This is a genomic window from Brevundimonas sp. AJA228-03 (genome assembly GCF_017795885.1).
Classification (GTDB): Bacteria; Pseudomonadota; Alphaproteobacteria; order Caulobacterales; family Caulobacteraceae; genus Brevundimonas.
The window spans coordinates 2766795-2792257 of record NZ_CP059297.1 but is presented as its reverse complement, the minus strand read 5'-3'; the positions used below and the strand labels follow the sequence as shown (position 1 = coordinate 2792257).

The window sequence follows — 25463 nt, the reverse complement described above, 5'->3', positions numbered from 1 at the left end:
TGACGGTCGCTCCCGCGCGCTAGGGTCCGTACTCAATAAGTCCTGGCCGTCTTTCAGTTGTTCTGATTCAAGGATTCCGGAAGGAGTCCTTGAATGCGGAAGCTCTATTGGCTGGATGACGAAGCGTGGGCACGGATCGAGCCCCATCTGCCTCGCGGTCGTCGCGGCGCGCGACGAGTGGATGATCACCGTGTGATCTCCGGAATCATCCATATGCTTCAATCGGGTGCGCGCTGGCGTGACTGCCCGGCCGAGTACGGGCCGTACACGACAGTCTACAACCGGTTCAACCGCTGGAGCCGCCAAGGCATCTGGCACGACATCTTCAAGGCCCTGACCGGCCACAGCGGCATCTACTCCAGCGCCGCCATCGACTCGACCTCGGTCAAGGCCCACCGCTCGGCGGCGGGCGCTAAAGGGGGGCCTTCGTCCAGAGCATAGGCCGGTCGCGAGGAGGTCGGACGACCAAGATCCACGGGCTGGTGGATGATCAGGGACGGCCTCGCGTGCTGCTGCTCAGCGCAACACCAACGACATCACCATGGCCCACGCCCTGATCGAGGCCGCCGGGCCGTTCCGCAAGCTGCTGGCTGATCGGGGCTATGATGCCGACCACCTCAGGAAGCGCCTGGCCGAGCGAAGCGCCGAGGCCGTCATCCCGACCACAACATCGCGAAAACGACCCATCCCCTATGACGTCGTCGCCTATCGCCAGCGCAACACCGTCGAGCGCCTTTGGTCCAGGCTTAAGGACTATCGCCGGGTCGCTACCCGATACGACAAGCTCGCAGCAAACTACCTCTCCGGCGTGCTCATCGCCGCGACCGTCTGCTACTGGGCCAAATGAGTCCCGACCCTAGGGTGGAGGTCCAGCGTGGACCGGCGGCGCGCCGATGCGCAACAGTTTTGTTGCGGTGCGGGACGGAAGATGCACCGGGTCTGCGGTCAGACGTCCAGATCGACCGTGATCGGGCAGTGGTCGCTGGGCTGTTCCCAGGCGCGGACCGGTTCGTGGATGGTGGCCGATCCGGGGATGACGGCAGGGGTCAGGCCCGGCGAGGTCCAGATGTGGTCCAGACGCAGGCCACGGGCGGACTTGCGGAAATCCTGCGCGCGATAGCTCCACCAGCTGGCCAGCTTCTGCGGCTCGGGAAACGCCTCGCGGACCACGTCGGTGAACGCGCCTGCGGCCTGCAGCCGGTTCAGGGTCTCCACCTCGACCGGCGTATGGCTGACGATCTTCGACATATAGCGGTGGTTCCAGACGTCGAACTCCGATGGCGCGATGTTGAAGTCGCCGCACATCAGCAGAGGGCGTGACCGGTCCTGCGCCGTCACGGTGGCCGTCAGCTGTTCGTAGAAGTCCATCTTGTGATCGAACTTGGGGTTCAGTTCGCGGTCGGGCACGTCGCCACCGGCGGGGATGTAGAAGTTCTGGATGTCGACGCCCGCGACCTGCACGGACACGCAGCGCGCATGGCCCAGCCTGCAGGACTGGAACGTCTCGCTGGGCGCGATCGGGTGGCGGCTGGCGATGGCCACGCCGTGCCAGCCCTTCTGACCCGCGACCTTCAGATGGGGCAGGCCCATTTCGGCGAAGGCGTTTCTGGGGAACTGGTCCTCCAGGCATTTGATCTCCTGGAGGCACAGGACGTCGGTGCCGCTCATCGTCACGAAGCGCGCGACCTGGTCGATACGCAAGCGGACGGAGTTGATGTTCCAGGTGGCGATGCGAAGCATCGGGTGCCTCTAGCCTGTCCGCGCTTCAAAAAATAACCCCCGGCGGGGGGCGCCGGGGGCCAAGGGTTCTCTCTCGCAGCCATCGGGAGGGGATGACGTCCGAAGGCAGAAGGGCGGCCAAAACCGCCTGTGCCCAAAGTGTCACGCCTGTCAGAAATAGTCAAATCGTTAATAAAGTGATTTGCCTGTGTTCATCCGAACACGGTGCAGGATTCGCCAAACTGTCAGTTGCGCCCGGGGCGACGGGTTGGATCGGTCAGGCGGAACAGGCTGGCGGCCAGGCCAGACGCGGGCGTCAGGGTGGTCAGCTGTGTCCGCGTGCGCGCGCCCGAGGCATCGGTGATGGTCCACTCCTGCAGGCGCATCGGGCTGCCGGCAAAGGCCAGGATGACCGAACCGTCGTCGGGCCGGTTGGAGTCCCGGGCGGTGATGGCGAAGGCTCCGGACTGCATGCGGGTCACGCGATCGATGCGCACGCCCTGGTCCAGCCGGACGTTCCTGGCCAGGAAGGTCGACAGCGGCGTGGCCCCCAGCGGCACCTGCCGGAAGACGTTCAGGCGCGGGTCGTAGCGTTTGACGTTGTTGCCGTCCGAGACGACCAGCAGGCCTGCCGGGTTGGTGTACTCGAACCGCATCCTGCCCGGGCGCTGCAGATAGAAGCGACCCTCGCGCCGCTGGCCGCCCGCGCCGGTCTCGACGAAGGTCCCCTGGGCCGAGGTGAGGTTCTGCAGATAGGTCTGGGCCGTCGCCAGCGTCGCGCGGTCCTCGGCCGACAGGCCCGACTGGGCGGCGGCCGGCAGGGCGGCGAGCGAGGCCCCCATGGCCGTCAGGGCGGCGAGGCCGAAGCCGAGGTCTCTGCGGGACAGGGTCATGAGGGTCTCTCTCAATTCGTCATCCTCCGGCCTGACCGGAGGGCGCGATGATTGTCGGTCGTGCCGTTATCGCGACCTGACCTGGCGTCGATATGACCCAAGCCAGACCATATTCCGGCGGTCGGATGAAGCCCTGTTCAGGTGAAGGGTTCCCGATGCGCCGTTTCCCTCCCCTTGATCGGAAGGGAGACGGGCCTGCCTCACACGATCGGCGGCGGGCCGGCGAGGACGTCACGCTTGCCCGCATGGTTGGCGGCCGAGACGACGCCCTCCTGTTCCATCCGCTCGATCAGGGAGGCGGCGCGGTTGTAGCCGATCTGCAGGCGGCGCTGGACGTAGCTGGTCGAGGCCTTGCGGTCGCGGGTCACCACGGCCACGGCCCGGTCGTAGAGGTCGTCGCCCGAAGACGCTCCACCGCCCTCTTCCATCGCCCCGTCGCCGTCCCCGTCCGGATCGTCGGTGATCAGGTCGAGGTAATCCGGCTCGCCCTGGCTGCGCAGGTATTTGCAGACCTCCTCGACCTCCTGGTCCGTCACGAACGGACCGTGCAGTCGGGTGATCCGCCCGCCACCGGCCATGTAGAGCATGTCGCCCTGGCCCAGCAGCTGCTCGGCGCCCTGTTCGCCCAGGATGGTGCGGCTGTCGATCTTGGAGGTGACCTGGAAGGAGATCCGGGTCGGGAAGTTGGCCTTGATGGTGCCGGTGATAACGTCGACCGAGGGGCGCTGGGTCGCCATGATCAGGTGGATGCCGGCGGCGCGGGCCATCTGGGCCAGGCGCTGGACGGCGCCCTCGACGTCCTTGCCGGCGACCAGCATCAGGTCGGCCATCTCGTCCATGACCACGACCAGATAGGGCATGGGCTCGGGCCGGATCTTCTCGGATTCATAGACCGGGCGGCCCTGGTCGTCGAAGCCGGTCTGGACCGTGCGTTCGAAATGCTCGCCTTTGGCCTGGGCCTCCTTCGCCCGCTCGTTGTAGCTGGCGACGTTGCGCACGCCGAGCTTGGACATCCGGCGATAGCGGTCCTCCATCTCGCGGACGGTCCATTTCAGGGCGACGACGGCCTTCTTCGGATCGGTGACGACCGGGGCCAGCAGGTGCGGAATGCCGTCATAAACCGACAGTTCCAGCATCTTGGGGTCGATCATGATGAAGCGGCATTCTGCCGGGCTGAGCCGGTACAGGATCGACAGGATCATGGCATTGACCCCCACCGACTTGCCCGAACCGGTGGTGCCCGCGATCAGCAGGTGGGGCATGCGCGCAAGGTCGGCGACATAGGGCTCGCCGCCGATGGTCTCGCCGAGCGCGAGCGGCAGCAGGTGCGCGGGCTTGCCGTATTCGGCACTGGCCAGCAGGTCGCGCAGATAGACGGTCTCGCGCTTCAGGTTCGGCAATTCGATGCCGATGGCGTTCCGGTTCGGCACCACCGAGATACGGCAGGCGCGGGCGGACATGCTGCGGGCGATGTCGTCCGACAGGGCCACGACGCGGCCGTGCTTGACGCCGGGCGCGGGCACCAGTTCGTACAGGGTGACCACGGGGCCGGGGCGGATCTGGTCGATGACACCCTTGACCCCGAACTCGGCCAGCACCTCTTCCAGCATCCTGGCATTCTGTTTCAGGGCCGTCTCGTCGACCGTGCCGACGCGGGCCTGGGGCCTGGCCAGCATGGCCAGGGGCGGCAGATCGAAGTCGCCTTGGGGCCGGACGAAGTCGAAGGTGACCTGACCGTCGTCGATGGCCTTTTTCGAGGCCTTGGCCGGCCGGGGCGCGGCGACACGGGGCTCGGTGGCCGTGCGGGCCGCGGGCAGGGCGGGTTCAGGCGCCGGTTCGTCCCAGGGCAGGAGCGCGACGTCGTCCTCGTCCCCGGGCAGTTCGAGACGGGTGGCGCGACCCGCGGCCCGGGGCGCGGCGATCGCGGCCTCGGCCACCGGGCGGCGACCGACCGGCCGGGACGCGGGCAGGGGGGGACGGTGCAGGCCGGACGCCCAGGCGATCGTCTCTCCGAAATCCGACGCCCGCAGGCCCACGGCGTAACCGCAGGCCCACAGGCCGAAGACCAGGAACAGCACGCCGCTGACGATCCCGCCGCCCGGTATGCCCAGGGCATGGGCCCCGTGGCCGAACAGGCCGATCACCGCATCGCCCCACAGACCGCCGAGGCCCGTCTGCAATGGCCAGGCGCCGGGGGCCGCCAGCGCGGACAGGGCGGCGGACAGGGCCAGGACGCCGCCGGTGGCCGACAGGGCCTTCAGGGGCGTGGGCTTCAGGCGTTGGCGGATCGCATCGCCGATGGCGGCGGCCAGCCCGAAGGCGATGGTCAGGGCGGCGGCGGGCCAGGCGGCCAGGCCCAGGCTCTGCATGAACAGATCCGCGAAGATCGCGCCGCTGGCGCCCAGCCAGTTGGTCGCCGGGCTGGACGAGGCGGCGTTCAGGCTGGGATCGGCTGCGTTCCACGACACCAGGGCCACGACCAGAAGTGTGGCCAGAAGCGCCTGCAACACGCCGCGAAACCGCACCACGAAGGGCGCGTCCCACAGGACAAGGGCACTCAGGAAGGCACGCTGGCTGATGGCGAGGGCGGCGGACATCGACGGCTCCGATCGGACGGACCGAGAGTGTCGCAGGTGCAGGGTTAAGAGGCTGTTTACCCCGGGACCACGCAATCGCCCGGTGTCGAGCTGATACTGCGACGAATTCGCAATTCGCCTTGCCACAGCTCTCTTGTCTGATATTGCGAACTAGTCGCATTTCAGTGCCGGATCTTGCCAGTGTCCCCGCCCAACGCCTCAGCTTTCAGCGCCCTTCTCGCATCCACAGCGCTTGCGCTGACATGGCCGACGATGGCGCTCGCGCAGCATCAGGCGACGGATCTTGAGCCCATCATCGTGACGGGTGCCAAACGCGGCTATATCGCCGTGAACTCGGTGACAGCGACCAAGACCGACACCGCCCTGATCGACGTGCCGCAAAGCGTGACGGTGGTGACGCGAGCCCAGTTGAACGACCAGGCGATGTACAGTCTGGGAGACGTGCTCCGGTATGTTCCAGGCGTCACCGTGGGGCAGGGTGAGGGCAATCGTGACCAGGTGACGCTGCGCGGTCAGAACACCACGGCCGATTTCTTCATCGACGGGGTGCGCGACGACGTTCAGTACTATCGTGGCCTCTACAATCTGGAGCGTGTGGAGGTCCTGAAAGGACCCTATGCGCTCATCTTCGGACGGGGCGGCGGTGGCGGGATCTTCAATCGTGTTCAGAAGGCCCCCAGCGCTGCGGGGCGATTGTTCGGGACGCGGACAAGCGTCAACAGCTTCGGTGCCTATGATCTGTCGCTGGACCTGAACGTTTCGACGGGAGAAATGTCGGCGTTCCGGCTCAATGCCGCCTACGAGGAACTCGCCAATCATCGCGATGTCTATGAGGGACAGCGGTCTGCGATAAACCCTCATTTCGCGGCGGATCTCGGCCACGGCTGGAAGGCCGGCATCTCCTATGAGCATATCGACGACGATCGCGTAACCGATCGAGGCGTCCCTTCACTGGCCGGTGTCCCGATCCGGGGTTATCGGGATCAGTTTTTCGGTGTCCCCGGTGTGAACCGCACGACCCTGGACGCTGACATCGTCAAGGTCCGGGTCGATGGTGTCCTGACGCCTGACCTGTCTTTCTCGACGACGGCGCTCTACGGCGACTACGACAAGGTCTATACGAACGTCTTTCCGAGCGGTGTCGCGACGGCGCAGGCCGGAACGGTGGCGCTGGACGCCTACGCTGACGCGACCACGCGCCAGAACCTTCTGGTCCAGAGCAACCTCGTCTGGAGCTTGCACACCTCCAGCGTCGATCATCAGGTGCTCTTCGGTCTTGAGTACGGCGATCAGGACTCGACCAACCGACGGCTCAACGGTGTTTTGTCGAGCAGGACCTTCAACCTTGCGAACCCCGTGTTTCCCACGGTCAGTTTTTCGGCTCCGGCCCGGGACACGGTTTCAAACGTCGAAACCGTATCGGCCTATGTGCAGGACCAGATCCGGCTTGGCGATCGGGTGGAGGCAATCGTCGGCATCAGGTACGACAGGTTCGACATCGACGGGCTGGACCTGCAGCCGAACCCTGATCGGCCCTTCACCCGGACCGACGAAAAGGTGTCGCCCCGTCTGGGTCTGATCTTCAAGCCCGGGCCCGGGATTTCGCTCTTCGCCAGCTACAGCCAGTCCTTCCTGCCGCGGTCGGGCGACCAGTTCCTGACCCTTTCGACGACCCAGCAGAACCTGGAGCCCGAGGCCTTCGTCAATCACGAGGTCGGCCTCAAGTGGGATGTCCGGCCGGGTCTGAACCTGACCGCGGCCGTGTTTCAACTGGACCGCTCGAACGCGACGACCCCTGATCCCTTAAACCCGCTGGTGACCATCAATGTCGGGAAGACGCGGACCCGCGGGATCGAGCTGGGCCTGACAGGTCGCATAACATCAGCCTGGCAGGTCAGCGGTGGATACGCCTGGCAGGAGGCGACGCTGCAGGGGAACGAAGCCGTCCGGCTGGGGCAGGTTCCGGAGCATCAGGTTTCGCTCTGGAACCGCTACAGCGTGAACGAAAGACTGGGACTGGGGCTCGGGATCATCCATCAGTCCGAACAGTTCGCCAGCATTCGAACGTCGGCCGCCACGACGCGCCTTCCGTCCTTCACGCGGGTCGACGCCGCCGTCTTCTACGAGATCACCCCGTCCGTGCAGGTCCAGCTCAACGTCGAGAACGTGATGGACGAGACCTATTTCGCCGACGCCCACAACAACTTCAACATCTCGCCTGGTGCCCCCCGGAACGCCCGCCTGACCCTGATGACCCGGTTCTGAAGCAGGGTCTGCCCTACCAGCTCAGGCTCAGCCCCGCTCGCAGACTGCGCGGGGGGCCATAGCCCTCGACCCCGTCGCCGCTTTCGGCCACCGCCACCCCGGCGTCGAACAGATTGTCGGCGGCGGCGTACAGGATCACGCCGTCGCGCACGGTCCACTCCGCCCGGGCGTCGGCGGTGATCGCCCCGTCCAGCACGCGGCTGTTCAGGTCGTCCTCGAACCGGCGGCTCTCGTAGCGGGTGCGGACGATCAGGCTCAGGCGTCCGGTCGCGCGCCAGTCGGCCCCGGCCGAGGCGCTCCAGACCGGGGCCTGGGCCGGGCGCAGGCCGGTCAGCCGGGGTGCCGCGGTGCCGCCGTCGACCTTGGCATCGGTCACCGACAGGGCGGCGTCCAGCGTCAGGGTCTCGCCGAGACGGTGCCCGGCGGTCAGCTCCAGGCCGGTCGCGTCGATGGTGCCCGCGTTCTGGCGCTGGCGCAGCACGCCGCCGGCCGGCACGAAGCCCGCGCGCGGGAAGGTGCCGGGGCCGCTGCCGAGGGTGACATTGACGATGGCGTCCTCGATCCGGTTCCAGAAGACGGTGGCCCCCAGCGTCGTCGCCGAGCCCTGCCAGGACAGGCCGGTCTCGACCCCCTGCAGCGTCTCGGGCACCAGGGCGGCATTGGCCTCGGTCAGGTCGTTGCCGACCCGGAAGGGCCGGTGCAGCTCGTTCAGGGTCGCGGGCCGGAACCCGGAATAGGCCGCGGCACGCGCGGCCAGGCCCGGGGCCAGCGCGCGGCGGACGGCCAGACGCGCGCTGAGGACCTCGCCCGACCGGTCGGGATCGGTCTCGTCCAGAGTGGCCAAGCCGGTCGCCCGGTCGCGCTCCAGCCGACGACCGTCCGCATTGCGCCAGCCGTCGATCCGCAGACCCCCGGCGACCAGCCACGGCCCGGTGGTCCAGGATCCCTCGCCATAGGCGCCGATGACGGACGTCCGGCCGCCCGCGACCCGGTCGCGGGTGAAGGCTCCGGCCATGAAGCGGAACAGTTCGCGCGTCTCGCCCTCGGTGAAGCGGGCGTCGGCACCCAGCTCCCACTCCAGCGCCCCGCCGCCGAACGGCACCGTTGTGCGACGGACCGCGAGGTTGGCGCCCCAACCCTCGGCCGGGGTGGCGAACTGGTTGTTGGCGGGAGTGGTCGTGGTCCGGTCGGCGGCCACGGCGACCGAGGTGTTGGCGAAGTCGCTCTCGCGCCGCCAAACCTGGGCGCGCCAGCCCGGGCGGCCCGCAGACGGGGTGCGCGACAGGGTGGCCGCATAGCTCTGGCCCGTCGCCGACGACCGCGCGCCCAGAAGACCCGCGCCGCGATCCTCCTCATAGGCCGAGGCGCGCAGGGACAGGGCGGTCACGGTGCTTAGGGCGACATCGGCCCGGATCGCCCCGGACAGGGTGGCGAGGTCCAGCGGCACGTCCGCCGCGCCCGCCCGGGCGCCCCGCACGGGGATGTAGCCGTCCGACTGCTCGCGCTGCACCGTGCCGGTCAGGGCCAGGCGCCCGATGCCCAGGGTGGTCGCGGCCGCCAGTCTCCGGCCGCCGTATTCGCCGCCGGACAGGTCCAGCGATCCGCCGACCCCGTCGCGCTCGCGCAGGGCGATGACCCCGGTCAGGGCTCCGGCACCGTATGGGCCTGCGCCCGCGCCCCGGACGATGTCGAGGCCGGACAGGCTTTCGGTCGGCACCTGGGACCAGATCACCCAGCCGCCGAATGGATCGTTCAGCGGCACCCCGTCCAGTGTCACCAGCGTCCGCCCGGCTCCCGACGGGGCGATGGCGCGCAGCGAGATGCCTTGCGTCGTCGGATTGGCGGCGAGGCTGGAGGTGCGGCGGAACAGGCTGACAGCCGGAACCGTGGCCAGGGCCTCGTCCAGCCGGGTGGCGCGGTCCAGCCGGTCCGGGTTCAGCCGGATGACGGAGAAGGCGGCCTCTCCGGCAGCGGGAGGCAGGCGCGCTGCGGTGACGACGACGTCGGGGAGGGGGGCGGCGGCGTCCTGAAGCATCCGGCCTAAGCGCCCAGCCGGCCCAGAAGCTCCGCCGCGAACTGCGACAGGGTGTCGTCCCGCGCGCCCATGACGATGATCCGGTCGCCTGGCCGGGCCAGATCGACCAGCCGGTCGCCGCAGGCCGCGCGGTCGTGCAAAGCCTCCGCCTGGCCACCCGCCGCGCGCACGCCCGAGGCGATATCCTCCGAGCCCACGCTGCGGTCGGTGGTGCCGCCGTAATAGACCGGCTCGGGCATCAGCAGGACGTCGTCGGGACGCATCAGCCCGGCGAATGTGTCGATGAACTCGGCCTTCATCAGCTTCAGCGGACCGAAGCCGTGGGGCTGGAACAGGATCAGCAGCCGCCCGTCGAAGGCGTGCAGGGTCTTGACCGTGGCGGCGATCTTGTCGGGGTTGTGGGCGAAGTCGTCGATGACGGTGATGCCGTTGGCCGTGCCGACCACCTCCATCCGCCGTCTGATCCCGGCGAAGGTCGCCAGCGCCGAGACCGCCGCGTCCAGCGGCACGCCCAGGGCCCGCACGGCCCCCAGTGCGGCCAGGGCATTGGCGACATTGTGCGCGCCGGGCACGTTCAGGGTCGCGGCGATCCGCGCGCCGCCGGCCCGCTCGGTCAGGTCGAAGGTCATGCCGGTGGGCAGGGGGGCCAGGTCGTGGGCCGACAGGTCCGCTGTGTCATTGCCCAGGGCGAAGGTCAGGACGGCCTCGTCCCGGCCGTCGTCCACCATCGCCTGGGCCAGGGCCGCCGTCTCGGGGTTGTCGAGGTTCAGCACCGCCGTCCGCGCCTTGCCGGTGAAGCCGCCGAACAGCTCGCGCAGCTCCTCCATCGACTTGTGGTCCAGCGAGATGTTGGACACCACGGCGACGGTCGGATCGTAGCGGGCGATGGAGCCGTCGCTTTCGTCCACCTCGGCCACGAACAGGTCGGCCCCGCCGACGAGGGCGCTGGCGAACGGATGGTCGGCGTCGGCGAAGTTGCGCATCACCGCCCCGTTCATGACGGTGGGGTCGCGGCCGGTCTGGTTCAGGATCCAGGCGATCATGCCGGTGATGGTCGACTTGCCGCTGGTGCCCGCGACCCCGACCGAGGTGGGCGCGGCGTTGAAGATCCGGCTCAGCAGCTCGGGCCGGGTGACGATGGTCGCGCCCAGCCGCCTCGCCGCCCCGATGTCGGGCACGGTGTCCTCGACGGCCCCGGTGGCGACGACGGTCATGTCCGCCCGGATGCCCGATCCGTCCTGCGGATGCAGGGTCACGCCGTGCGCCCTCAGCCAGTCGAACTTCTCGGGCGTCCGGCCCTGGTCCAGCGCCCGGTCCGACCCCTCGATCGCAGCCCCGCGCGCCTGGACGATCATCGCCAGCGGCAGCATGCCCGACCCGCCGATGCCGCAGAAGAAACAGGATGGTTCGCTCATGATCGCGTGACTAAAGTGGAGACGAGCGGGAGGCTACAGCAGAATGAAGATCGGTATCGTCGCGGTCTCGTCGCGGTTCTCCCGCGAGCGGGCCGAAGCCATCGAGGCCTGGATGGAGTTGAACTTCCCGGCCCGCAAGGTGGCGGTGGTGATCCACCCCTCATCGCTGGAGAAGTCCGGCCACTTCAGCGGCGATGACGCGACGCGCGCCCAGGCCTTCGTCGACTATGCCAACGACCCCCGCATCGACGCTGTCTGGTTCGCCCGGGGCGGCTATGGCTCCTGCCGCATCGCCGAGGCGGTGCTGCCGCGGCTGACCGAGAGGGCGCGGGCGAAGCGCTACCTGGGCTATTCCGACGTCGGGTCGTTGCTGGCCATCCTCTACAAGGCGGGCTTTCCGCACCTGGCCCACGGGCCCATGGCCTCGGACGCGGTCCGCCACGACGACACCGCCTTTCGCGCCCTGAACTGGCTGAGGAAGGGTGCGGTCTCGTCGTGGGAGCCGTCACTGCACGACGATCCGCGCCCGGCCGTGGCCTTCAACCTGACCGTTCTGGACCAGCTGCTGGGCACGCCGCTGGAGCCGGACCTGAGCGACCATGTCCTGATGCTCGAGGATGTGTCCGAGGCCGCCTACAGCATCGACCGGATGATGTTCCACCTGACCTCGACGCCCTCGATCCGGCGCGTGGCGGGCATCCGCGCCGGGCGGTTCACGGACGTGCCGCCGAACGATCCGGACTTCGGCATGACGGGCGAGCAGATCGTCGAATACTGGTGCAACCGGTCCGGCATCCCGTATCTGGGGCCCGCCGACATCGCCCATGACGGGGACAACAAGGTCGTCCCGTTCGGGGTGAGATGATACGCCCCATAGGGCGGAGGATCAGTGCCGTTCGGGACACGGGGTCAAGCCTTTCGTTCTCCCGCCCGGCGAACCCGGTCGACAGCGAACGACGGTCCGGGCCAGATGTCCGGCGATGGGGCGTAACGGTCTGACAACCCTGCCGGCATGGACACGGGCGGCCATGGTCGGCGTGATGGGTGTCACCGTTCTCGCAAGCGCGACGACCGTGTCGGGGGGCACGGTCGCGGCGGCGGAGAGCCGCAGCTTCATCACTTCCGACGGGGCCCGCCTCCACTATCTGGAGGCGGGTCCTGCGGAAGCCCGGACCGTGCTGTTCGTGCCCGGATGGACCATGCCGGGCTGGATCTTCCAGGCCCAGATCGACGCCCTGTCGGACCGCTTCCATGTCCTGGCGCTGGACCCGCGCGGGCAGGGCGACAGCGAGGTCACCCGCTTCGGCTACACCTATGAACGACGCGGACGCGACATCGGCGAACTGATCGACCATGCGGCGAACGGCCGCGTCGTTCTGGTCGGCTGGTCCCTGGGCGTGCTCGACAGCCTGGCCTGGGTCGCCGCCGCGGGTGATGCGCGGATCGCCGGCCTGGTTCTGATCGACAACTCCATCGGCGAGGAACCGGCACCGCGCGCTGCGGCCGGCGGGCGCGCCGCCGAACCGCCGGTCCTGACCGAGGCCGAACGCCGCGACCGCCGCGCCGCCTTCGTCGCCTCCATGTTCGCCCGCGATCCGGGCACGGACTATCGCGCGCGGCTGACCGATCAGGCGTTGCGGATGACCCCGGAGGACGAGCGGCGCCTGCTGGCCTATGATGTGCCGCGCGACTACTGGCGCGCGGCCGTGCATTCGACCGACCGGCCGGTGCTCTATGTCGTGCGGCCCCGCTGGCGTGCGCAGGGCGAGACTCTGGTCCGGACTCATGCCGATGCGCGGATGGTGGTATTCGAGGATGCGGGCCATGCCCTGTTCGTCGACGAGGCCGACCGCTTCGACCGCCTGCTGATCGACTTCCTCGACGGTCCGGTCGCGGCGCGGGACGCGGTCCATTGACCGCGCCCGCCGACCGCAGCCGCGCGGCCCTGATCCCGCTGTTCCTGATCGCCCTGGGTGTGGTAGGAATCGAGAACGCCCTGACCCGCTATTTCGCCGTCGCGAAATGGTCCGAGTACGGATACTGGATCATCTCCATCGTCCTGGCCGGGTTCGCCCTGTCCGGCGTGGTCGTGGCCCTGCTGAGAGACACCGTCCAGCGCCACGGCGTTCTGCTGCGGGCGATCTTGCCGGGCGCCATGACCCTGGCGGCGGCGCTCGGCTATCAGTGGGTGACGCAGAACCCGTTCAATCCGCTGCAGCTGCAGAATCCGACGACCTGGCCCGATCAGGTGCGCAACATCGGCCTGTATTATGCGGCGCTTCTGCCCTTTTTCTTCCTGGCGGGGCTCTACATCAGCCTGATCTTCGTGCTGAACCCGAGGGAGATCGGGCGGGTCTATGGCTATGACCTGATCGGGGCCGGGGTCGGGTCGGCGGTGGCGCTGGGGCTGATGTTCGTGGTCCATCCCTTCCTGCTGGCCCCCGTGCTGCTGATCCCGCTGGCGCTTTCGACCCTGTTCCAGCCGGGGCGGTTCAGATGGCTCGGCGTCGGTCTGGCCGGGGCGGCCCTGGTGGCGGGCGAGGCGATCCTGTTCCTCGGTGCCCCCCCGGCCTTCAGCGAGTTCAAGGCCATCTATGCGCCGCTGAATACGCCGGGCGCGGCCGTGGTGGCCGAGATCCGCCAGCCGCGCGGCCACTATCTGCTGCTCGACGACTTCACCGAGCGGGTGGACGTCGATGTGTCCAACAACGCCGGGATGATGGGCGTGGCCGGGCCGCCCAAGACCTATGGCCTGTACCGGGACGGCAACCGCATCGCCTCCCTGCCGATGGCAGGGCCTCTGCAGGCCACCTATGCGTCCAGCGCGCTGTCGGCCGCGCCCTATGCCCTCCGTCCGGGCGCGGACGTTCTGCTGGTCGGACTGTCCGGCGGTTATCGCGTGGCCGAGGCCCTGACGCTGGGCGCGGCCCATATCGACGGGGTCGAGAGCGAGCCGGTGCTGCGCGACGCCCTGATGCGCGGGCTCGGCCCGTCGCCCGCCCTGGCCCGCGATCCGCGTGTCCGTCTGCTCGAGGGTGGTCCGATCAATGCGGCCTGGCGCGCAGACCGTGGCCGCTACGACATCGTCGACGTTTCGGCCGACTTCGTCGACGCCGCACCGGCCAATGTCACCGGCGTGACGGTGGAGGCGATGGAGGCCTATCTGGCGGCGCTGAAGCCGGGCGGGGCCGTGTCGATCTCCGTCTCCATCCGCGACTTCCCCGTCTATGCGCTCCGGGTGCTGGCCAACGCGCGACAGGCCCTGCTGGAACAGGGTGTCGGCGATCCATCCACCCATGTCATGGTCTATCGCTCGGCCTGGAACGCGCGGATCCTGATCAGCCCGACGCCGTGGTCGGCGGCCGACGTCGCCGCGCTTCAAGCCTTCTGCGCCGCCCGGTCGTTCGATGTCTCGTGGCACCCCGGCATGGACGTCGCCGCCGCCCGCGCCCGCCTGTTCAACGACCTGCCCGGCGTCTCCTTCGAGAGCGGGGAGATGACGTCGAACGGGCCCGATGACGCCATCGCCAATGAGGTGGCCGCCGTGCTGGCGGGCCGCGCCTCGCCGTCGTCCGAGGCCTTCCACATCCGGCCCGCGACGCTGGACCGCCCGGCCTTTTATGCGTCGCTGAGGCTGGAGCATCCCGGCACCCTGATCCGCCGTCTGGAGGTCCTGCCCCAGGCCGAGATCGGCGCTCTGGTGAATCTGGCCGTCCTGGCCCAGGCCGTGGTGATCGCCCTGCTGGTCCTGGCCACGCCCGCCCTTTTCCGGCGGCGGTCCGGCGGGGTGAAGGAGCCGAAGCGCCTGTGGCCCGCATTCTATTTCCCCGCCCTGGGGCTGGGCTTCCTGTTCATCGAGATCCTGCTGATCGACCGGGCGGCCTTCTATCTGAACGACTACTCCTCGGCCTTCGCCATCGTCCTGACGTCGATGCTGATCTTCTCCGGCCTCGGCAGCATGATCGCGGGCCGATGCGCGGCCATGCCCAAGGCGGCCTCGGCCATCGCCCTGATCGTCGTTCTGGCCTGGATCGGTGCGATGCTGATAGGTGCCGAAGATTTCATGATGCGGACGCTGGATCAGTCCTGGGCCATCAGGGCGGGGCTGGTGGCGCTGGCCGCCGCGCCGGTCTCGCTGGCGCTGGGTCTGCCGTTCCCTCTGGGTCTGATCCAGGTCGGCAACGGCCGGGCCCTGCCCTGGGCCTGGGGCCTGAACGGCGCCTTCTCGGTCGTCGCCACGCCCCTGGCCAATCTGATGAGCCGCGACATCGGCTTTTCGTCCCTGCTGATCGTGGCGGCCGGTCTCTATGCCCTGGCCTTCCTCGTGCTGCCGGTCGCGGCACCCCGTGCCCGTACCGCCCCCCTGTTCGAACCGGCCCTGCCGGACGACCCCTTCGCCGACCTGCCCGGGCCCGCTCCCGCCCGCCTCGATCCTTTTCCGGACGCTGATCGTCCCAGCCAGCCGAGCCCCGCATGACCCCCTTGAATCGCCGCACCCTGCTGACCGCTGCCGCCGGCACCGCGCTGACGGGCCTCGCCGCCTGCGACGAGAACACGATGAAGTCGGTGCAGGCCCGGCTGAACCCGACCCAGGCTGCTGGGGGCGGCGGTGTCGCCACCAACGCCCCGACGCAGGCGGCGGCCGCTGCGGCCTCGGCCGTGTCGCAGACGGTCCGGATACCGGGCGAACCCTGGACCTTCGCGCGCTTCAATGCCGCGATGGAGGCCTCGAAACGCCCCCATACCATCACCGAGGCCCAGTTCACCGAGATCCAGGCCCGTAAGCCCGCCGCCATCGAGCGCATCAAGGCCTATCTGGACGGCCGGTTCGGCGCGGCCGATCCGAACGTCCTGATGGCCTTCGAAAGCGTGCCGCGCGACTATTTCCACTACGCCTACGCCAGCCAGGACTCGACCGCCTGGCAGGCCTATGAGGCCAACCCCAAGCCCTGGGCCATCGGCCATGGCAGCGTGCTGTCGGACTATCTGGGGCAGGCCTATATGACCCAGCTGGCGGCGCCGAAGCCGACCGATGTGACGCTGGAGATCGGGACCGGCTCGGGCTTCCAGTCGAGCCTGCTCAGCCGCATCGTGCGCGACGCCTATACGATCGAGATCATCGAACCGATCGGGCGGGCGGTGGACCAGATCTTCGCCCCGCTCGGCTATGACAACGTCCACGGCAAGGTCGGCGACGGCTATTTCGGCTGGCCCGAGGTGACCGAGGGCTTCGATACCATCATGCTGACCTGCGTCGCCCAGTACGCCCCGCCCGAGCTGTTCCGCCAGCTCAAGCCCGGGGGCAAGCTGATCATCCCGATCGGCCAGCCCTTCCGCCGCGGACAGGTCCTGTATGTCTATACCAAGGATGCCGACGGCCGGGTCCGCAGCCGCCGCGACGTGGGGGTGTTCTTCATTCCCATGACCGGGGCGATGCAGCAGCGACGGAACCCGGCGTAAGGTCCGTTTGAGGTGCGGACCGGATATGCTTCCGGGTCCGGAATGGAACCGTCATGAGCCTTGAACCATCGCCCCGGCCGATCGCCTGGCCCCTGCTGGCGCGCCAGACCCACACAGTCCTGGGCATGGTCATCGCGCCCTCGATCCTGATGTTCGCCGTGACTGGAGGGCTACAGATCTTCCGGCTGCACGAAAGCCACCCCGGCTATACGCCCGCGCCGCTGATCGAGAAGCTGGGCCGGGTGCACAAGGATCAGGTCTTCGCCATGCGCCCGCCGCGCCGGCCCCGGCCCGAGGCCCCGCGCCCGGCCGGTGCCGCGGCACCACCGGAGGCCGGGACGCCCGCCACCCCGCTCTCGAAGACCCTGCTCCAGTGGTTTTTCGTCCTGGTCTCGGTCGGCCTGTTCCTGTCGACCCTGCTGGGCGTCTGGATGGGCGTGACGATGGGACGGTTGAAGACCGTTGCGCGCTGGGCGCTCCTCGCCGGAACGCTGATCCCGATCGTGATCCTGCTGATCCCCTAGAGCCTGATCGGCTGAGGTGGAATCGCTTCGCGATTCCGCCGATGCCGTGAATCAGGCTCCAGATATGAGCGAGAGCATGATTCACGCTTTCGGCTGGACCCACGACGTGGGTCCACCTCAAGCGATCATGCTCTAGGCGGCCGCTGCTGCCTCTGCGACGACCAGAGCATCCAGCGCCTGAACCAGGTCGGCGATCAGGTCGTCCTCGTGCTCCAGACCGACCGACAGGCGCAGCAGGCCGTCGGTGATCCCGGCGACGACGCGCGCTTCGGGCGTCATGGCGGCGTGGGTCATGGTGGCCGGGTGGGCGATCAGGCTTTCGACCCCGCCCAGCGATTCCGCCAGGGTGAAGGTCTCAAGCGTCTCCACCAGCCGGCGCACGGCCCCGACGCCACCGGCCAGCTCGAACGACAGCATGGCGCCCGGCCCCTGCTGCTGGCGCGCGGCCAGGGCGTGGTTCGGGTGGGACGTCAGGCCCGGATAATGGACGGCCGAGACGGCCGGGTGGCCTTCCAGCAGGGCGGCGACCCTGCCCGCCGTCGTCTGCTGGCGTTCGATGCGGGCGAACAGGGTGCGCACCCCGCGCAGGGTCAGATAGGCGTCGAACGGCGAGCCCGTCACGCCCAGACAGTTGGCCCACCAGGCCAGCTCCGCATGATCCGCCGGATCGGCCGCGATCACCGCCCCGCCGACCACGTCGGAGTGGCCGTTGATGTATTTGGTCGTGGAGTGGACGACGATGTCGGCGCCCAGCTCGATCGGGCGCTGCAGGGCAGGGGACAGGAAGGTGTTGTCCGCCACCACCCTGGCCCCGACCCGGTGGGCGCGGGTGCAGATGTCGGCGATGTCGACGACGCGCAGCAGGGGGTTGGACGGGGTCTCGACCAGCACCAGTTTCGGGTTCAGGGCCAGCGCCTGTTCCAGCGCGACGGGGTCGCCCTGGTCCACCCACAGCACCTCGAAATGCCCCTTCCTCGCCCGGGCGCACAGCAGGCGGTGCGTGCCGCCGTAGCAGTCGTGCGGCGCGATCAGCAGGTCGCCCGGCTCCAGCAGGGACAGGGGCAGGTCGACCGCCGCCATGCCGGTCGCCGTGACCACACATCCCGCCCCGCCTTCCAGTTCGGCCAGGGTCTCGGCCAGCACGTCGCGCGTGGGATTGCCCGAGCGGGAGTAGTCGTATTTCCGCTTCTGCTCGAAGCCTGCGAACGAATAGTTGGACGACAGGTACAGCGGCGGCATGACCGAACCGTGGGCCGTGTCGGTGTCGACGCCCGAGCGGGCGCAGGTGGTGCGGACGTCGTGGGGGCGCCTGGTCATTGGTCGATATCCTTCAGGGCGGCACGGAGGATGGCGGCGACCGCCTCGTCCTCCTTCAGAAAGGCGTCATGGCCATACAGCGACGGGGCCTCGACCAGCCGGAACAGCCGGGGCAGGCGGGCGGCCAGTTCGCGGATGTCGTCGATCGGCACCAGCCGGTCGGAGGTGAACCCGACCAGGGTCACGGGCGTGCGGATCGCCTCGGGCGTCACCGCATGGCGGTCGATCGAGTCCGACAGCGACAGCCAGCGATCGGGCGTGGTGTGGGTGCGATAGGCCTTGCCCCGCGCGGTCAGATATTCGCAGACCGGATAGGCCTGACCCGCAGACGTGGGGGCCGTGGTCTCGAACCGGTCGGCGAACTCCTCGGCGGTGCGATAGGTGGTCATGGCCAGTTCGCGGGCCAGGGCGACCCCGTCCTCAGGCCGACCGGCGGCCTGGGCCAGCTGCAGGATGCGGCGCTGGATGCCGCGCCAGGCGGTGGCCTGCGGATGGGCGCGATGGGCGGCGGAGACGACGACCAGCTGATCGATCCGGTCGGGGAACAGCTCGGCAAAGGCCAGGCCGATCATGCCGCCATAGGAACAGCCGACAAACGCCGAGACGACCGGATCGCCGATCCGGTCCAGGATCAGACCCAGCAGCCGGGCCTGGTCGTGGGTGGTGATGGTGACGGGCTTCGATCCTTCCGCCGCCTCGGGGGCATAGTCGAATGCCAGGACCTGGAAGCGGCTGAGGTCGATGGGGCCCCGGATCGACACCGCGCCCGACCACCAGCCCAGGCCGTTGGTCTCGGTGCGGTGCACGAAGCGCCCGGCCGAGATGCCGCCCGCCACGACGATCAGCGGCGCGCCGACCCGGCCATGCAGCCGCCCCACGATCTGGCGCTGGCCCAGCCGCTCACCCGACGCCAGCCGGAAGTCGGCGGGGATCGCGACCGTGACGTCGGCGGCCTCGTTGCCGCGTCCGGCCAGCCGGGCCGTACGGCGACAGAGGGGTTCTGCGGCCGGTTGGGAAAGGGTCTCGGTGTCGAAAGCCATGGTGTCGTCTGCATCGTCCCGCCCACCAAGGCTCCGGATGCGATGACAGATCGTGGAGACGTCGCCTCGTCGACGCTCCACTCATCTCTCGCGGAAGGTCCGAAAACCGTCCTCGCAGGAGTTGGCACCGTTCGGCTGGAAACCGGTGGTTGCCCCGACGTCAAAGGGCCTATCCCTCGGTCGGTCTTGATGAGTGAGTTCAGGTTGCAACCGCGAAGCGCACCGGTCAAGAGAAAAAATCTCCCTCAGCGATTCCCCCTGCGTGGCCGGAAGGGTCAAAAGCGCCACACTTTCGGCCTGGACGCAAAAAAGATGCGTCAACCGGGTTGACGCCGGCGTTTCATCCCGACACCCTGAAATCAACGATCTTCAACAAGGTTCCGCCCGTGTCCCGTCTCGGCCACATCGCCGTTTCGACCTCCACCGCCGCCCTCGGGGCGCGGACGATGACGCTCGCGACCCTCATTTCGACCACCACCGGTATGACCATCACCGGCCCCTCGCGGGCGGGGACAGGTTAGCGCACGGGGATCGAAAGACCTTCAGCCAACCCAGACCCGCCCGGCCCCGGCCAGGCGGGTTTTCCTTTGCCCGATCACCCCGATTTCAGAACCCCGAACGGATCCACCGCAATGCCCAACGCTCCCCACCTCGCCGTCGTCGAGAAACCGAACGCCGAACCCGCGCCCGCCACCGAGGTGGTGGTACTGAAGTTCGGCTCCTCCATCCTGCAGGACCGGTCGTGCGCCCCGGCCGTGGCGTCCGAGGTCTATGGCCACGTCCGCGCGGGTCGAAAGGTCATCGCCGTGGTCTCGGCCCTGGGCGGTCACACCGACCGGCTGCTGGCCGAGGCGCGGGAGCTGGGACTGGATCACGAGAACGACCTGCTGCCCGCCTATGTCGCCCTGGGCGAGGAGAAGGCGGCGGCCCTCGTCGCCATCGCCTGCGACCGGATCGGTCTGGACGCCTCGGCCCTGTCCGTCCGCGAACTGGGCATCGTGGCCGAGGGCCCGTCCGAGCACGCCCATCCCGTCTCCCTGCGCAGCGAGGCGCTGCGAAAGGCGCTGGCGGATCATCAGGTCGTCGTGGTCCCGGGGTTCGGCGCGCTGGGGTCCAGCGGCAAGGTCGTGCTGCTGGGGCGTGGCGGATCGGACCTGACGGCCGTCTTCCTGGCCGCTGAACTGGGGCTGAAGCGCGTGCGTCTGGTGAAGGATGTGGACGGACTTTACGACCGCGATCCCGCCTCGGCCTCGGGCAAGCCACTGCGCTATCGCCGTGCGAGCTGGGACGACGCGCGCCGCCATGGCGGGGCCCTGGTCCAGCACGACGCCATCGATCTGGGTCAGTCCCGGTCGGTCGACATCGAGGTCGCTGCCCTCGGTCGTGCCGACTGCACGGTGGTGGGTGACGCCTCGGCGCCCCCCGGACCGTCCGTGCCCGATGCCCCGCTCAGGGTCGTCGTCGCCGGCTGCGGCGTGGTCGGCGGTGGCCTGCTGGCCCGGCTGCAGAAGGACGCGCGGTTCGAGGTCGTGGGCGTGCTGGTCCGCGATCCGAAGAAGCCCCGCGACGTCGAGGCCCCGGCCGGACTGTTCACGTCCGACCGCGAGGCCCTGCTGGCCCTGAAGCCCGACATCCTGCTGGAGGCCCTGTCGGAGGGCGGAGCCGGCCACGACCTGATCCGCGCCGCCCTGGAGCGCGGCATCGATGTCGCCAGCGCCAACAAACAGGCGATCAGCCGCGACCCCCAGGGCCTGGCCGACGCCGCCCACGCCCACGGCTCGCGCCTGGCCTATTCCGCCGCGGTCGGCGGGGGCGCACCGATGATCGAGACGCTGCGCGCCGCGAAATCGGCCGGTCCGGTCAAGGGCTTCGAGGCAGTGCTGAACGGCACGGTCAACTTCATGCTGACGCGGCTGCAGGCCGGGGCCGACTTTGCCGATGCCCTCGCCGACGCCCGCGTCGCCGGCTTCGCCGAGGAGGATCCCTCGTCGGATCTGGAGGGACGGGACTCGGCCGCCAAGGTCCGCCTGCTGGCCTTCGAGGCGTTCGGCCGGACGCCCGACGAGGCCGACGTCCCGTGCGCCGTGCTGTCGGATGCCTTTCAGCCTTCCGGGCCGGTGCGGCAGATCGGGGCCTGTTTCCGGGACGGCGACGGTCTGAAGGCGTCGGTCTCCCTTGACGCCGGGCTGGATGACCCGTTCTTCCAGGGACTGAACGGGGAGCGCAACGGCTTGAAGGTTTATGGCGAGGACGGGCGGGTCTGGTCCTGCAAGGGACGCGGCGCGGGCCGCTGGCCGACGACCGAGAGCGTGCTGGCCGACCTCGCCGACATCGTGCGGGCGCGGCATGCGTCGCTGGGACATCATTAGCGGGTGGCCGTCTTCACTCCGGTTTCGGACGATCAGGCGCGTGCCTTCCTCGAAACCTACGACCTCGGGGCTTTTCGCGCGCTCCACCCCATCGCCGAGGGGGTGGAGAACACCAACTATCGCCTCGAAACCGAAGGGGCCCGCCACGTCCTGACCCTGTTCGAGGCACGCACCGATGCGGCCTCCCTGCCGTTCTGTCTGGGCCTGACCGATCATCTGGCGGGGCGGGGCTTTGCGGCCCCCCGCCCGGTGCGCAATCGCGACGGCGGCTGGGTCGGAACCCTGAACGGGCGACCGGCGGCGGTGATCGAATGGCTGTCCGGGGCCTGGTTGCGCGACCCGTCACCCTCCGAGGTCGAGGCGGCCGGGGCCATGCTGGGGCGGCTGCATCTGGAGGCCGGGGGCTTCGCCGTTGCACGCGCCAATCCGGTCGGGCCGGTGGCCTGGCGCGCCCTGGCCGACCGGTGTCAGACGGCCGCGACCGGAGAGGACCGGGTGATCCTGGACGGGGTCGAGGCGGCCCTGGTCCGTCTCGGCGATCCGTGGACGGACGATCTGCCGCGCGGACCGATCCACGCCGACTATTTCCCCGACAATGTGCTGTTCGACGACGGCGCCGTGTCGGGCGTGATCGACTTCTATTTCGGCTGCACAGACCTGCTGGCCTATGACCTCGCCATCGCCCTCAGCGCCTGGGGTTTCGACGGCACGGGCACGCCTATTCCGGGCGCGATCGAGGCCTTCCGTCGCGGCTACGAGGCCGTCCGCCCGCTGACGCCGCCCGAGGCCGCCACCCTGCCGCATCTGGGCGAGGCCGCCGCGATCCGCTTCACCCTGACCCGCCTGCACGACCGCATCTTCCACGACCCCACCAAGCTGGTGACCCCCAAGGACCCGGGGGCCTTCTTCCGGCGCGCGCCCTGGTGGCGGGAGATGGGGTAAACCGTCTCCTCCCCGCGCCACCTGACGATGGGACTTGTCATCCCGGCCGTAGCGAAGCGAAGAGCCGGGACGCTGGACCGTGCCACCCTCCCTCCCGGAAATCGCGCCAGCGATTGTCCGGGAGAAAGCCCGGCCATTCCCGGCCGTCTCCCGGACAGCCGCTTTGCGTCTTCCGGGAGCGTCGATAGCGGGCATCGTCCGTCCCGTCCCGGATAATCGCTGGCGCGATTTCCGGGATGACAAGTTTCGAAGGCTCCGCAACCCCCGGCGGCCAAAACGCCTACCCCCCAAACCCCCGCACCGCCGCCAGAGCCTCGGCGGCCTCCGCCCCGATCACCTCGAACCGTTCGGCCCGGTCGCCGAGGTCGCGGATGACCTTCGGCGGGTCGGGGTCGAAGCCGAGCACAGGGGCTACGTCCTTGCCGAACTTGGCGGGGTGGGCGGTGGCCAGGACGATCACGGGTCCCTGCGTCCGGTCCACCCCACGCGCCGCCGACAGGCCGACGGCGGTGTGGGGGCAGACGACCTGGCCCCAGGCGGCGTGGGCGTGGGCGACCTCGGCCCGGGTCGTCGGCTCGTCGACCGAGACGGCACTGACCTCGGCGCGGAGGGCGGCCAGCAGGTCGACGGGCAGGGTCACCTCGCCCTTTCGGGCGAAGTCGGCGAACAGGCCGGCGGTCAGGGCGGCGTCGCGGCCCGAGGCCTCGTACACCAGCCGCTCGAAGTTCGACGGAGCCTGCACGTCCATGCTGACGCTGGCGGTCTCGACGGCGGCCTTTCGGGCATAGACGCCTTCGTTGATCGCGCGGGCCAGGGCGTCATTGCTGTTTACCGCCGCCACGAACCCGGCGACCGGCAGGCCCATCTTCCGGGCCGCGATCCCGGCGAAGGCGTCGCCGAAGTTTCCCGTCGGCACGACGAACACCGGGGCCCGCGTCTCACCCATCGCCGCCGCCTGGGACACCGCCGAGACATAGTAGGGAATCTGTCCGGCCAGCCGCGCCCAGTTGATCGAATTGACCGAGCTGAACCGCCCATGCGCGCGCAAGGTCTCGTCGGCCAGCAGCCCCTTCACCAGACGCTGGCAATCGTCGAAATCGCCCCGGACGGCCAGGTTCAGCACATTGTCGGCCTGGACCGTCGTCATCTGGCGGCGCTGGACGGGCGACACCCGCTCATGCGGATGCAGCACGATCAGGCGGATGCGCGGCTGGTCGGCGAAGGCGGCGACGGCGGCGGCCCCCGTGTCGCCGCTGGTCGCCGTGACCAGGGTCAGGGTCTCGCCGGAGGCGGCCAGGGCTTCCGACGCCAGGGACGCGGCCAGCTGCATGGCCAGATCCTTGAACGCGGCGGTCGGACCGTGGAACAGCTCCAGCAGATAGAGCCCCTCCTCCAGCCGGACCAGCGGCGTCACCTCGGCGGGCGCAAAGCCTGTGATCAGCCGCGCCAGCGCCCGGTCCAGCGATCCGGCCGGCAGGGCGTCGCCGATGAAAGGGGTCATGGCTGCGGTGGCGATGTCCGCATAGCCTTGTCCGGCGGCCCAGGCCCCGGGGGTCAGCGTCGGCCAGGCGGTCGGCATATAGAGCCCGCCGTCGGGGGCCATGCCGCGCAGCAGGGCCTCGGCGAAATCCGTCGCGGGTGCGCCGCCGCGCGTGGAGACATAGGTATCGGATCTTTGGGCCATCGCCATTCTGGTTAGCCAGCGGGGTTGCAGGCGTCAAAGCCCTTTCGGCCGAAGGTGGAACACCCGATCGCCCGGACGTCCGCGAATGTTGCTCCGACGTGCTAAAGAGCCTTTCGCCCGGTGGGCAAAGTGCAGGAAGTGCACAAAGTCCACCCTGTTTTCGCCGTACCTGGCCCCCAGATAGCCGACCATGACTCCCGTTCCCGCCCACCGCCTGTCGGTGGCCCCCATGATGGACCGGACAGAGAGTTTCGTGTTTTCAATTACGTGGAAGCGCTTGGGCACACGGCGGGTACAGCAAGAATGATAGGCGCGTGTTGTCGCGCGTTGTCCGATAGAGCCTCTTGGTTCCTTTCAGCCGTTGAGTTGTGACCGAGGGGATCGACCCAAAGGTTACGAACGGCCTGGTTCTATGCCCATGCCTGCCATTCAGCGCCAAGGTTACAACCTCACACCATTGGCCCCAGGCGGCCGTTCGCCCTTGCAGTGAGTAATGTCGGCCTTGCAGCCGAAACTCAGACGAAACGTCTGAACGAAGCATCTGAGCTGCCGACCAGCTCAGGAATGACGCTGGCGATGTGGATCGTAGCCTCGACGACCTGAGCCTCGTCGACGCCCCGGGCGCGCGAGGCGTCGAGCGTGGAAGCGAGGCCCTCCAGCAATGAACAGACAAGCGTTGCAGCGCGGTTTGTTTCCTCTGGTGAGAGACCTGGGAACTCCGCGGCGATCATGTCGCTCAAGGTCGACAAGTAAGCCATCATGAAGCTCTGGGTCGCTCGCTTTGCCGCCGGATCGTGAAAGGCCCGCGCCTGGATCATCGCCAACACGCCGCTCTCCCCGATGCGGCGCGTTTCCGACACCATGAACCGGATCGCGACGCCATAACGGGGGGCGTTCACATTGGCCGCAGCGATCGCCGCCAGTCGCGCGCGATACTCGGCGATGGCGTGGGCGACGAAGGCATCGAGAAGAGCTGCCTTGGTCGCGTAATGATATTGCAGCGCGGCAAGAGAAATCCCAAGCCGCCTGGCCACGTCGCGCATCGAGACGTCATCAAGCCCCGTCTCGAGCGCGAGTTCTTCCAGACACGCCAACGCCTGAACCGCCGTGTCGGCTCTGGGCCTTTGCTGATCGTAGATCACTGCGCACTCCGTCCCGACAATCGGCCCACATGAGCAGGATCGATCCATACGCGCTTGTCAG

The 25463-nt window shown here is 68.8% G+C and carries 17 protein-coding genes, 1 pseudogene and 1 riboswitch; of the genes and pseudogenes, 9 read left to right on the top strand and 9 right to left on the bottom strand.

The window, feature by feature from the left end; translation table 11 throughout:
* The first annotated feature begins 93 nt into the window (after positions 1 to 93).
* Positions 94 to 847 (top strand): annotated as a pseudogene (locus tag HZ989_RS13945) (IS5 family transposase).
* A gap of 98 nt (positions 848 to 945) precedes the next feature.
* On the opposite strand, the gene xth reads toward HZ989_RS13945, so the two are convergent.
* The 3 genes from xth to HZ989_RS13930 form a co-directional block, all read right to left on the bottom strand.
* A complete protein-coding gene (xth, locus tag HZ989_RS13940) occupies positions 946 to 1740 on the bottom strand; it encodes an exodeoxyribonuclease III (protein WP_209321399.1) in 795 nt (264 codons plus the stop codon).
* Between the two features lie 224 nt (positions 1741 to 1964).
* A complete protein-coding gene (locus HZ989_RS13935; RefSeq protein ID WP_209321398.1) occupies positions 1965 to 2612 on the bottom strand; it encodes an outer membrane lipoprotein carrier protein LolA in 648 nt (215 codons plus the stop codon).
* Between the two features lie 200 nt (positions 2613 to 2812).
* Positions 2813 to 5209: a DNA translocase FtsK 4TM domain-containing protein gene (locus tag HZ989_RS13930; RefSeq protein WP_209321397.1), complete on the bottom strand. Its 2397-nt coding sequence runs from the start codon at positions 5207 to 5209 to the stop codon at positions 2813 to 2815.
* A 252-nt stretch (positions 5210 to 5461) separates the two neighbouring features.
* On the opposite strand from HZ989_RS13930, the gene HZ989_RS13925 reads away from it, so the two are divergent.
* Complete coding sequence (locus tag HZ989_RS13925; RefSeq protein ID WP_209321396.1) at positions 5462 to 7474, top strand: TonB-dependent siderophore receptor; 2013 nt, start codon at positions 5462 to 5464, stop codon at positions 7472 to 7474.
* A 13-nt stretch (positions 7475 to 7487) separates the two neighbouring features.
* On the opposite strand, the gene HZ989_RS13920 is transcribed toward HZ989_RS13925, so the two are convergent.
* Positions 7488 to 9509, bottom strand: a complete 2022-nt coding sequence (locus HZ989_RS13920; protein ID WP_209321395.1) for a TonB-dependent receptor — start codon at positions 9507 to 9509, stop codon at positions 7488 to 7490.
* Positions 9510 to 9514: 5 nt separating this feature from the next.
* On the bottom strand, positions 9515 to 10924 hold the full coding sequence (gene murC, locus HZ989_RS13915; RefSeq protein ID WP_209321394.1) for a UDP-N-acetylmuramate--L-alanine ligase: 1410 nt from the start codon (positions 10922 to 10924) through the stop codon (positions 9515 to 9517).
* A gap of 43 nt (positions 10925 to 10967) precedes the next feature.
* On the opposite strand from murC, the gene HZ989_RS13910 reads away from it, so the two are divergent.
* The 5 genes from HZ989_RS13910 to HZ989_RS13890 all read left to right on the top strand — a co-directional run bounded on the left by HZ989_RS13910 (position 10968) and on the right by HZ989_RS13890 (position 16908).
* Positions 10968 to 11789, top strand: coding sequence for an LD-carboxypeptidase (locus tag HZ989_RS13910; RefSeq protein WP_209321393.1), 822 nt, complete (start codon positions 10968 to 10970; stop codon positions 11787 to 11789).
* A 115-nt stretch (positions 11790 to 11904) separates the two neighbouring features.
* Positions 11905 to 12840 (top strand): alpha/beta fold hydrolase, encoded by a 936-nt coding sequence (locus HZ989_RS13905; RefSeq protein ID WP_209321392.1) that lies wholly within the window; start codon positions 11905 to 11907, stop codon positions 12838 to 12840.
* On the top strand, positions 12837 to 15401 hold the full coding sequence (locus HZ989_RS13900; protein ID WP_209321391.1) for a hypothetical protein: 2565 nt from the start codon (positions 12837 to 12839) through the stop codon (positions 15399 to 15401). Before HZ989_RS13905 ends, HZ989_RS13900 begins: the two co-directional genes overlap by 4 nt.
* A complete protein-coding gene (locus HZ989_RS13895; RefSeq protein ID WP_209321390.1) occupies positions 15398 to 16384 on the top strand; it encodes a protein-L-isoaspartate O-methyltransferase in 987 nt (328 codons plus the stop codon). Before HZ989_RS13900 ends, HZ989_RS13895 begins: the two co-directional genes overlap by 4 nt.
* 53 nt (positions 16385 to 16437) lie before the next feature.
* The gene (locus HZ989_RS13890; protein ID WP_209321389.1) at positions 16438 to 16908 is read left to right on the top strand and encodes a hypothetical protein; all 471 of its coding nucleotides are present in this window, start codon (positions 16438 to 16440) and stop codon (positions 16906 to 16908) included.
* A 132-nt stretch (positions 16909 to 17040) separates the two neighbouring features.
* Here the strand turns inward: HZ989_RS13890 and metB are convergent, their stop codons facing one another.
* Entirely contained in the window at positions 17041 to 18225 is a 1185-nt protein-coding gene (gene metB, locus HZ989_RS13885) for a cystathionine gamma-synthase (RefSeq protein ID WP_209321388.1), read from the bottom strand.
* The gene (locus HZ989_RS13880; RefSeq protein ID WP_209321387.1) at positions 18222 to 19265 is read right to left on the bottom strand and encodes a homoserine O-succinyltransferase; all 1044 of its coding nucleotides are present in this window, start codon (positions 19263 to 19265) and stop codon (positions 18222 to 18224) included. The genes metB and HZ989_RS13880 overlap by 4 nt, the downstream gene beginning before the upstream one ends.
* Before the next feature lie 78 nt (positions 19266 to 19343).
* Positions 19344 to 19461: riboswitch (SAM riboswitch) on the bottom strand.
* Positions 19462 to 19897: 436 nt separating this feature from the next.
* Between HZ989_RS13880 and HZ989_RS13875 the strand changes: the two genes are divergently transcribed.
* Both HZ989_RS13875 and thrB read left to right on the top strand, forming a co-directional pair.
* Positions 19898 to 21634 carry a homoserine dehydrogenase gene (locus HZ989_RS13875; RefSeq protein WP_209321386.1) on the top strand — a complete coding sequence of 579 codons (1737 nt, stop codon included), beginning with the start codon at positions 19898 to 19900 and terminating at the stop codon, positions 21632 to 21634.
* Positions 21635 to 21637: 3 nt separating this feature from the next.
* A complete protein-coding gene (thrB, locus tag HZ989_RS13870) occupies positions 21638 to 22576 on the top strand; it encodes a homoserine kinase (RefSeq protein ID WP_209321385.1) in 939 nt (312 codons plus the stop codon).
* 280 nt (positions 22577 to 22856) lie between these two features.
* Here the strand turns inward: thrB and thrC are convergent, their stop codons facing one another.
* Positions 22857 to 24260, bottom strand: a complete 1404-nt coding sequence (gene thrC, locus HZ989_RS13865; protein WP_209321384.1) for a threonine synthase — start codon at positions 24258 to 24260, stop codon at positions 22857 to 22859.
* A gap of 515 nt (positions 24261 to 24775) precedes the next feature.
* Positions 24776 to 25402: a TetR/AcrR family transcriptional regulator gene (locus tag HZ989_RS13860; protein WP_209321383.1), complete on the bottom strand. Its 627-nt coding sequence runs from the start codon at positions 25400 to 25402 to the stop codon at positions 24776 to 24778.
* Between the last annotated feature and the right edge of the window lie 61 nt (positions 25403 to 25463).

Bases quoted from the DNA above. Each gene is read 5' to 3' on its own strand.
- HZ989_RS13895 (WP_209321390.1), top strand. From the start codon at position 15,398: ATGACCCCCTTGAATCGCCGCACCCTGCTGACCGCTGCCGCCGGCACC.
- HZ989_RS13910 (WP_209321393.1), top strand. From the start codon at position 10,968: ATGAAGATCGGTATCGTCGCGGTCTCGTCGCGGTTCTCCCGCGAGCGG.
- HZ989_RS13875 (WP_209321386.1), top strand. From the start codon at position 19,898: ATGCCCAACGCTCCCCACCTCGCCGTCGTCGAGAAACCGAACGCCGAA.
- HZ989_RS13920 (WP_209321395.1), bottom strand. From the start codon at position 9,509: ATGCTTCAGGACGCCGCCGCCCCCCTCCCCGACGTCGTCGTCACCGCA.
- HZ989_RS13880 (WP_209321387.1), bottom strand. From the start codon at position 19,265: ATGGCTTTCGACACCGAGACCCTTTCCCAACCGGCCGCAGAACCCCTC.
- metB (WP_209321388.1), bottom strand. From the start codon at position 18,225: ATGACCAGGCGCCCCCACGACGTCCGCACCACCTGCGCCCGCTCGGGC.
- HZ989_RS13890 (WP_209321389.1), top strand. From the start codon at position 16,438: ATGAGCCTTGAACCATCGCCCCGGCCGATCGCCTGGCCCCTGCTGGCG.
- murC (WP_209321394.1), bottom strand. From the start codon at position 10,924: ATGAGCGAACCATCCTGTTTCTTCTGCGGCATCGGCGGGTCGGGCATG.
- HZ989_RS13930 (WP_209321397.1), bottom strand. From the start codon at position 5,209: ATGTCCGCCGCCCTCGCCATCAGCCAGCGTGCCTTCCTGAGTGCCCTT.
- xth (WP_209321399.1), bottom strand. From the start codon at position 1,740: ATGCTTCGCATCGCCACCTGGAACATCAACTCCGTCCGCTTGCGTATC.
- HZ989_RS13905 (WP_209321392.1), top strand. From the start codon at position 11,905: ATGGGGCGTAACGGTCTGACAACCCTGCCGGCATGGACACGGGCGGCC.
- thrC (WP_209321384.1), bottom strand. From the start codon at position 24,260: ATGGCCCAAAGATCCGATACCTATGTCTCCACGCGCGGCGGCGCACCC.
- HZ989_RS13935 (WP_209321398.1), bottom strand. From the start codon at position 2,612: ATGACCCTGTCCCGCAGAGACCTCGGCTTCGGCCTCGCCGCCCTGACG.
- HZ989_RS13925 (WP_209321396.1), top strand. From the start codon at position 5,462: ATGGCGCTCGCGCAGCATCAGGCGACGGATCTTGAGCCCATCATCGTG.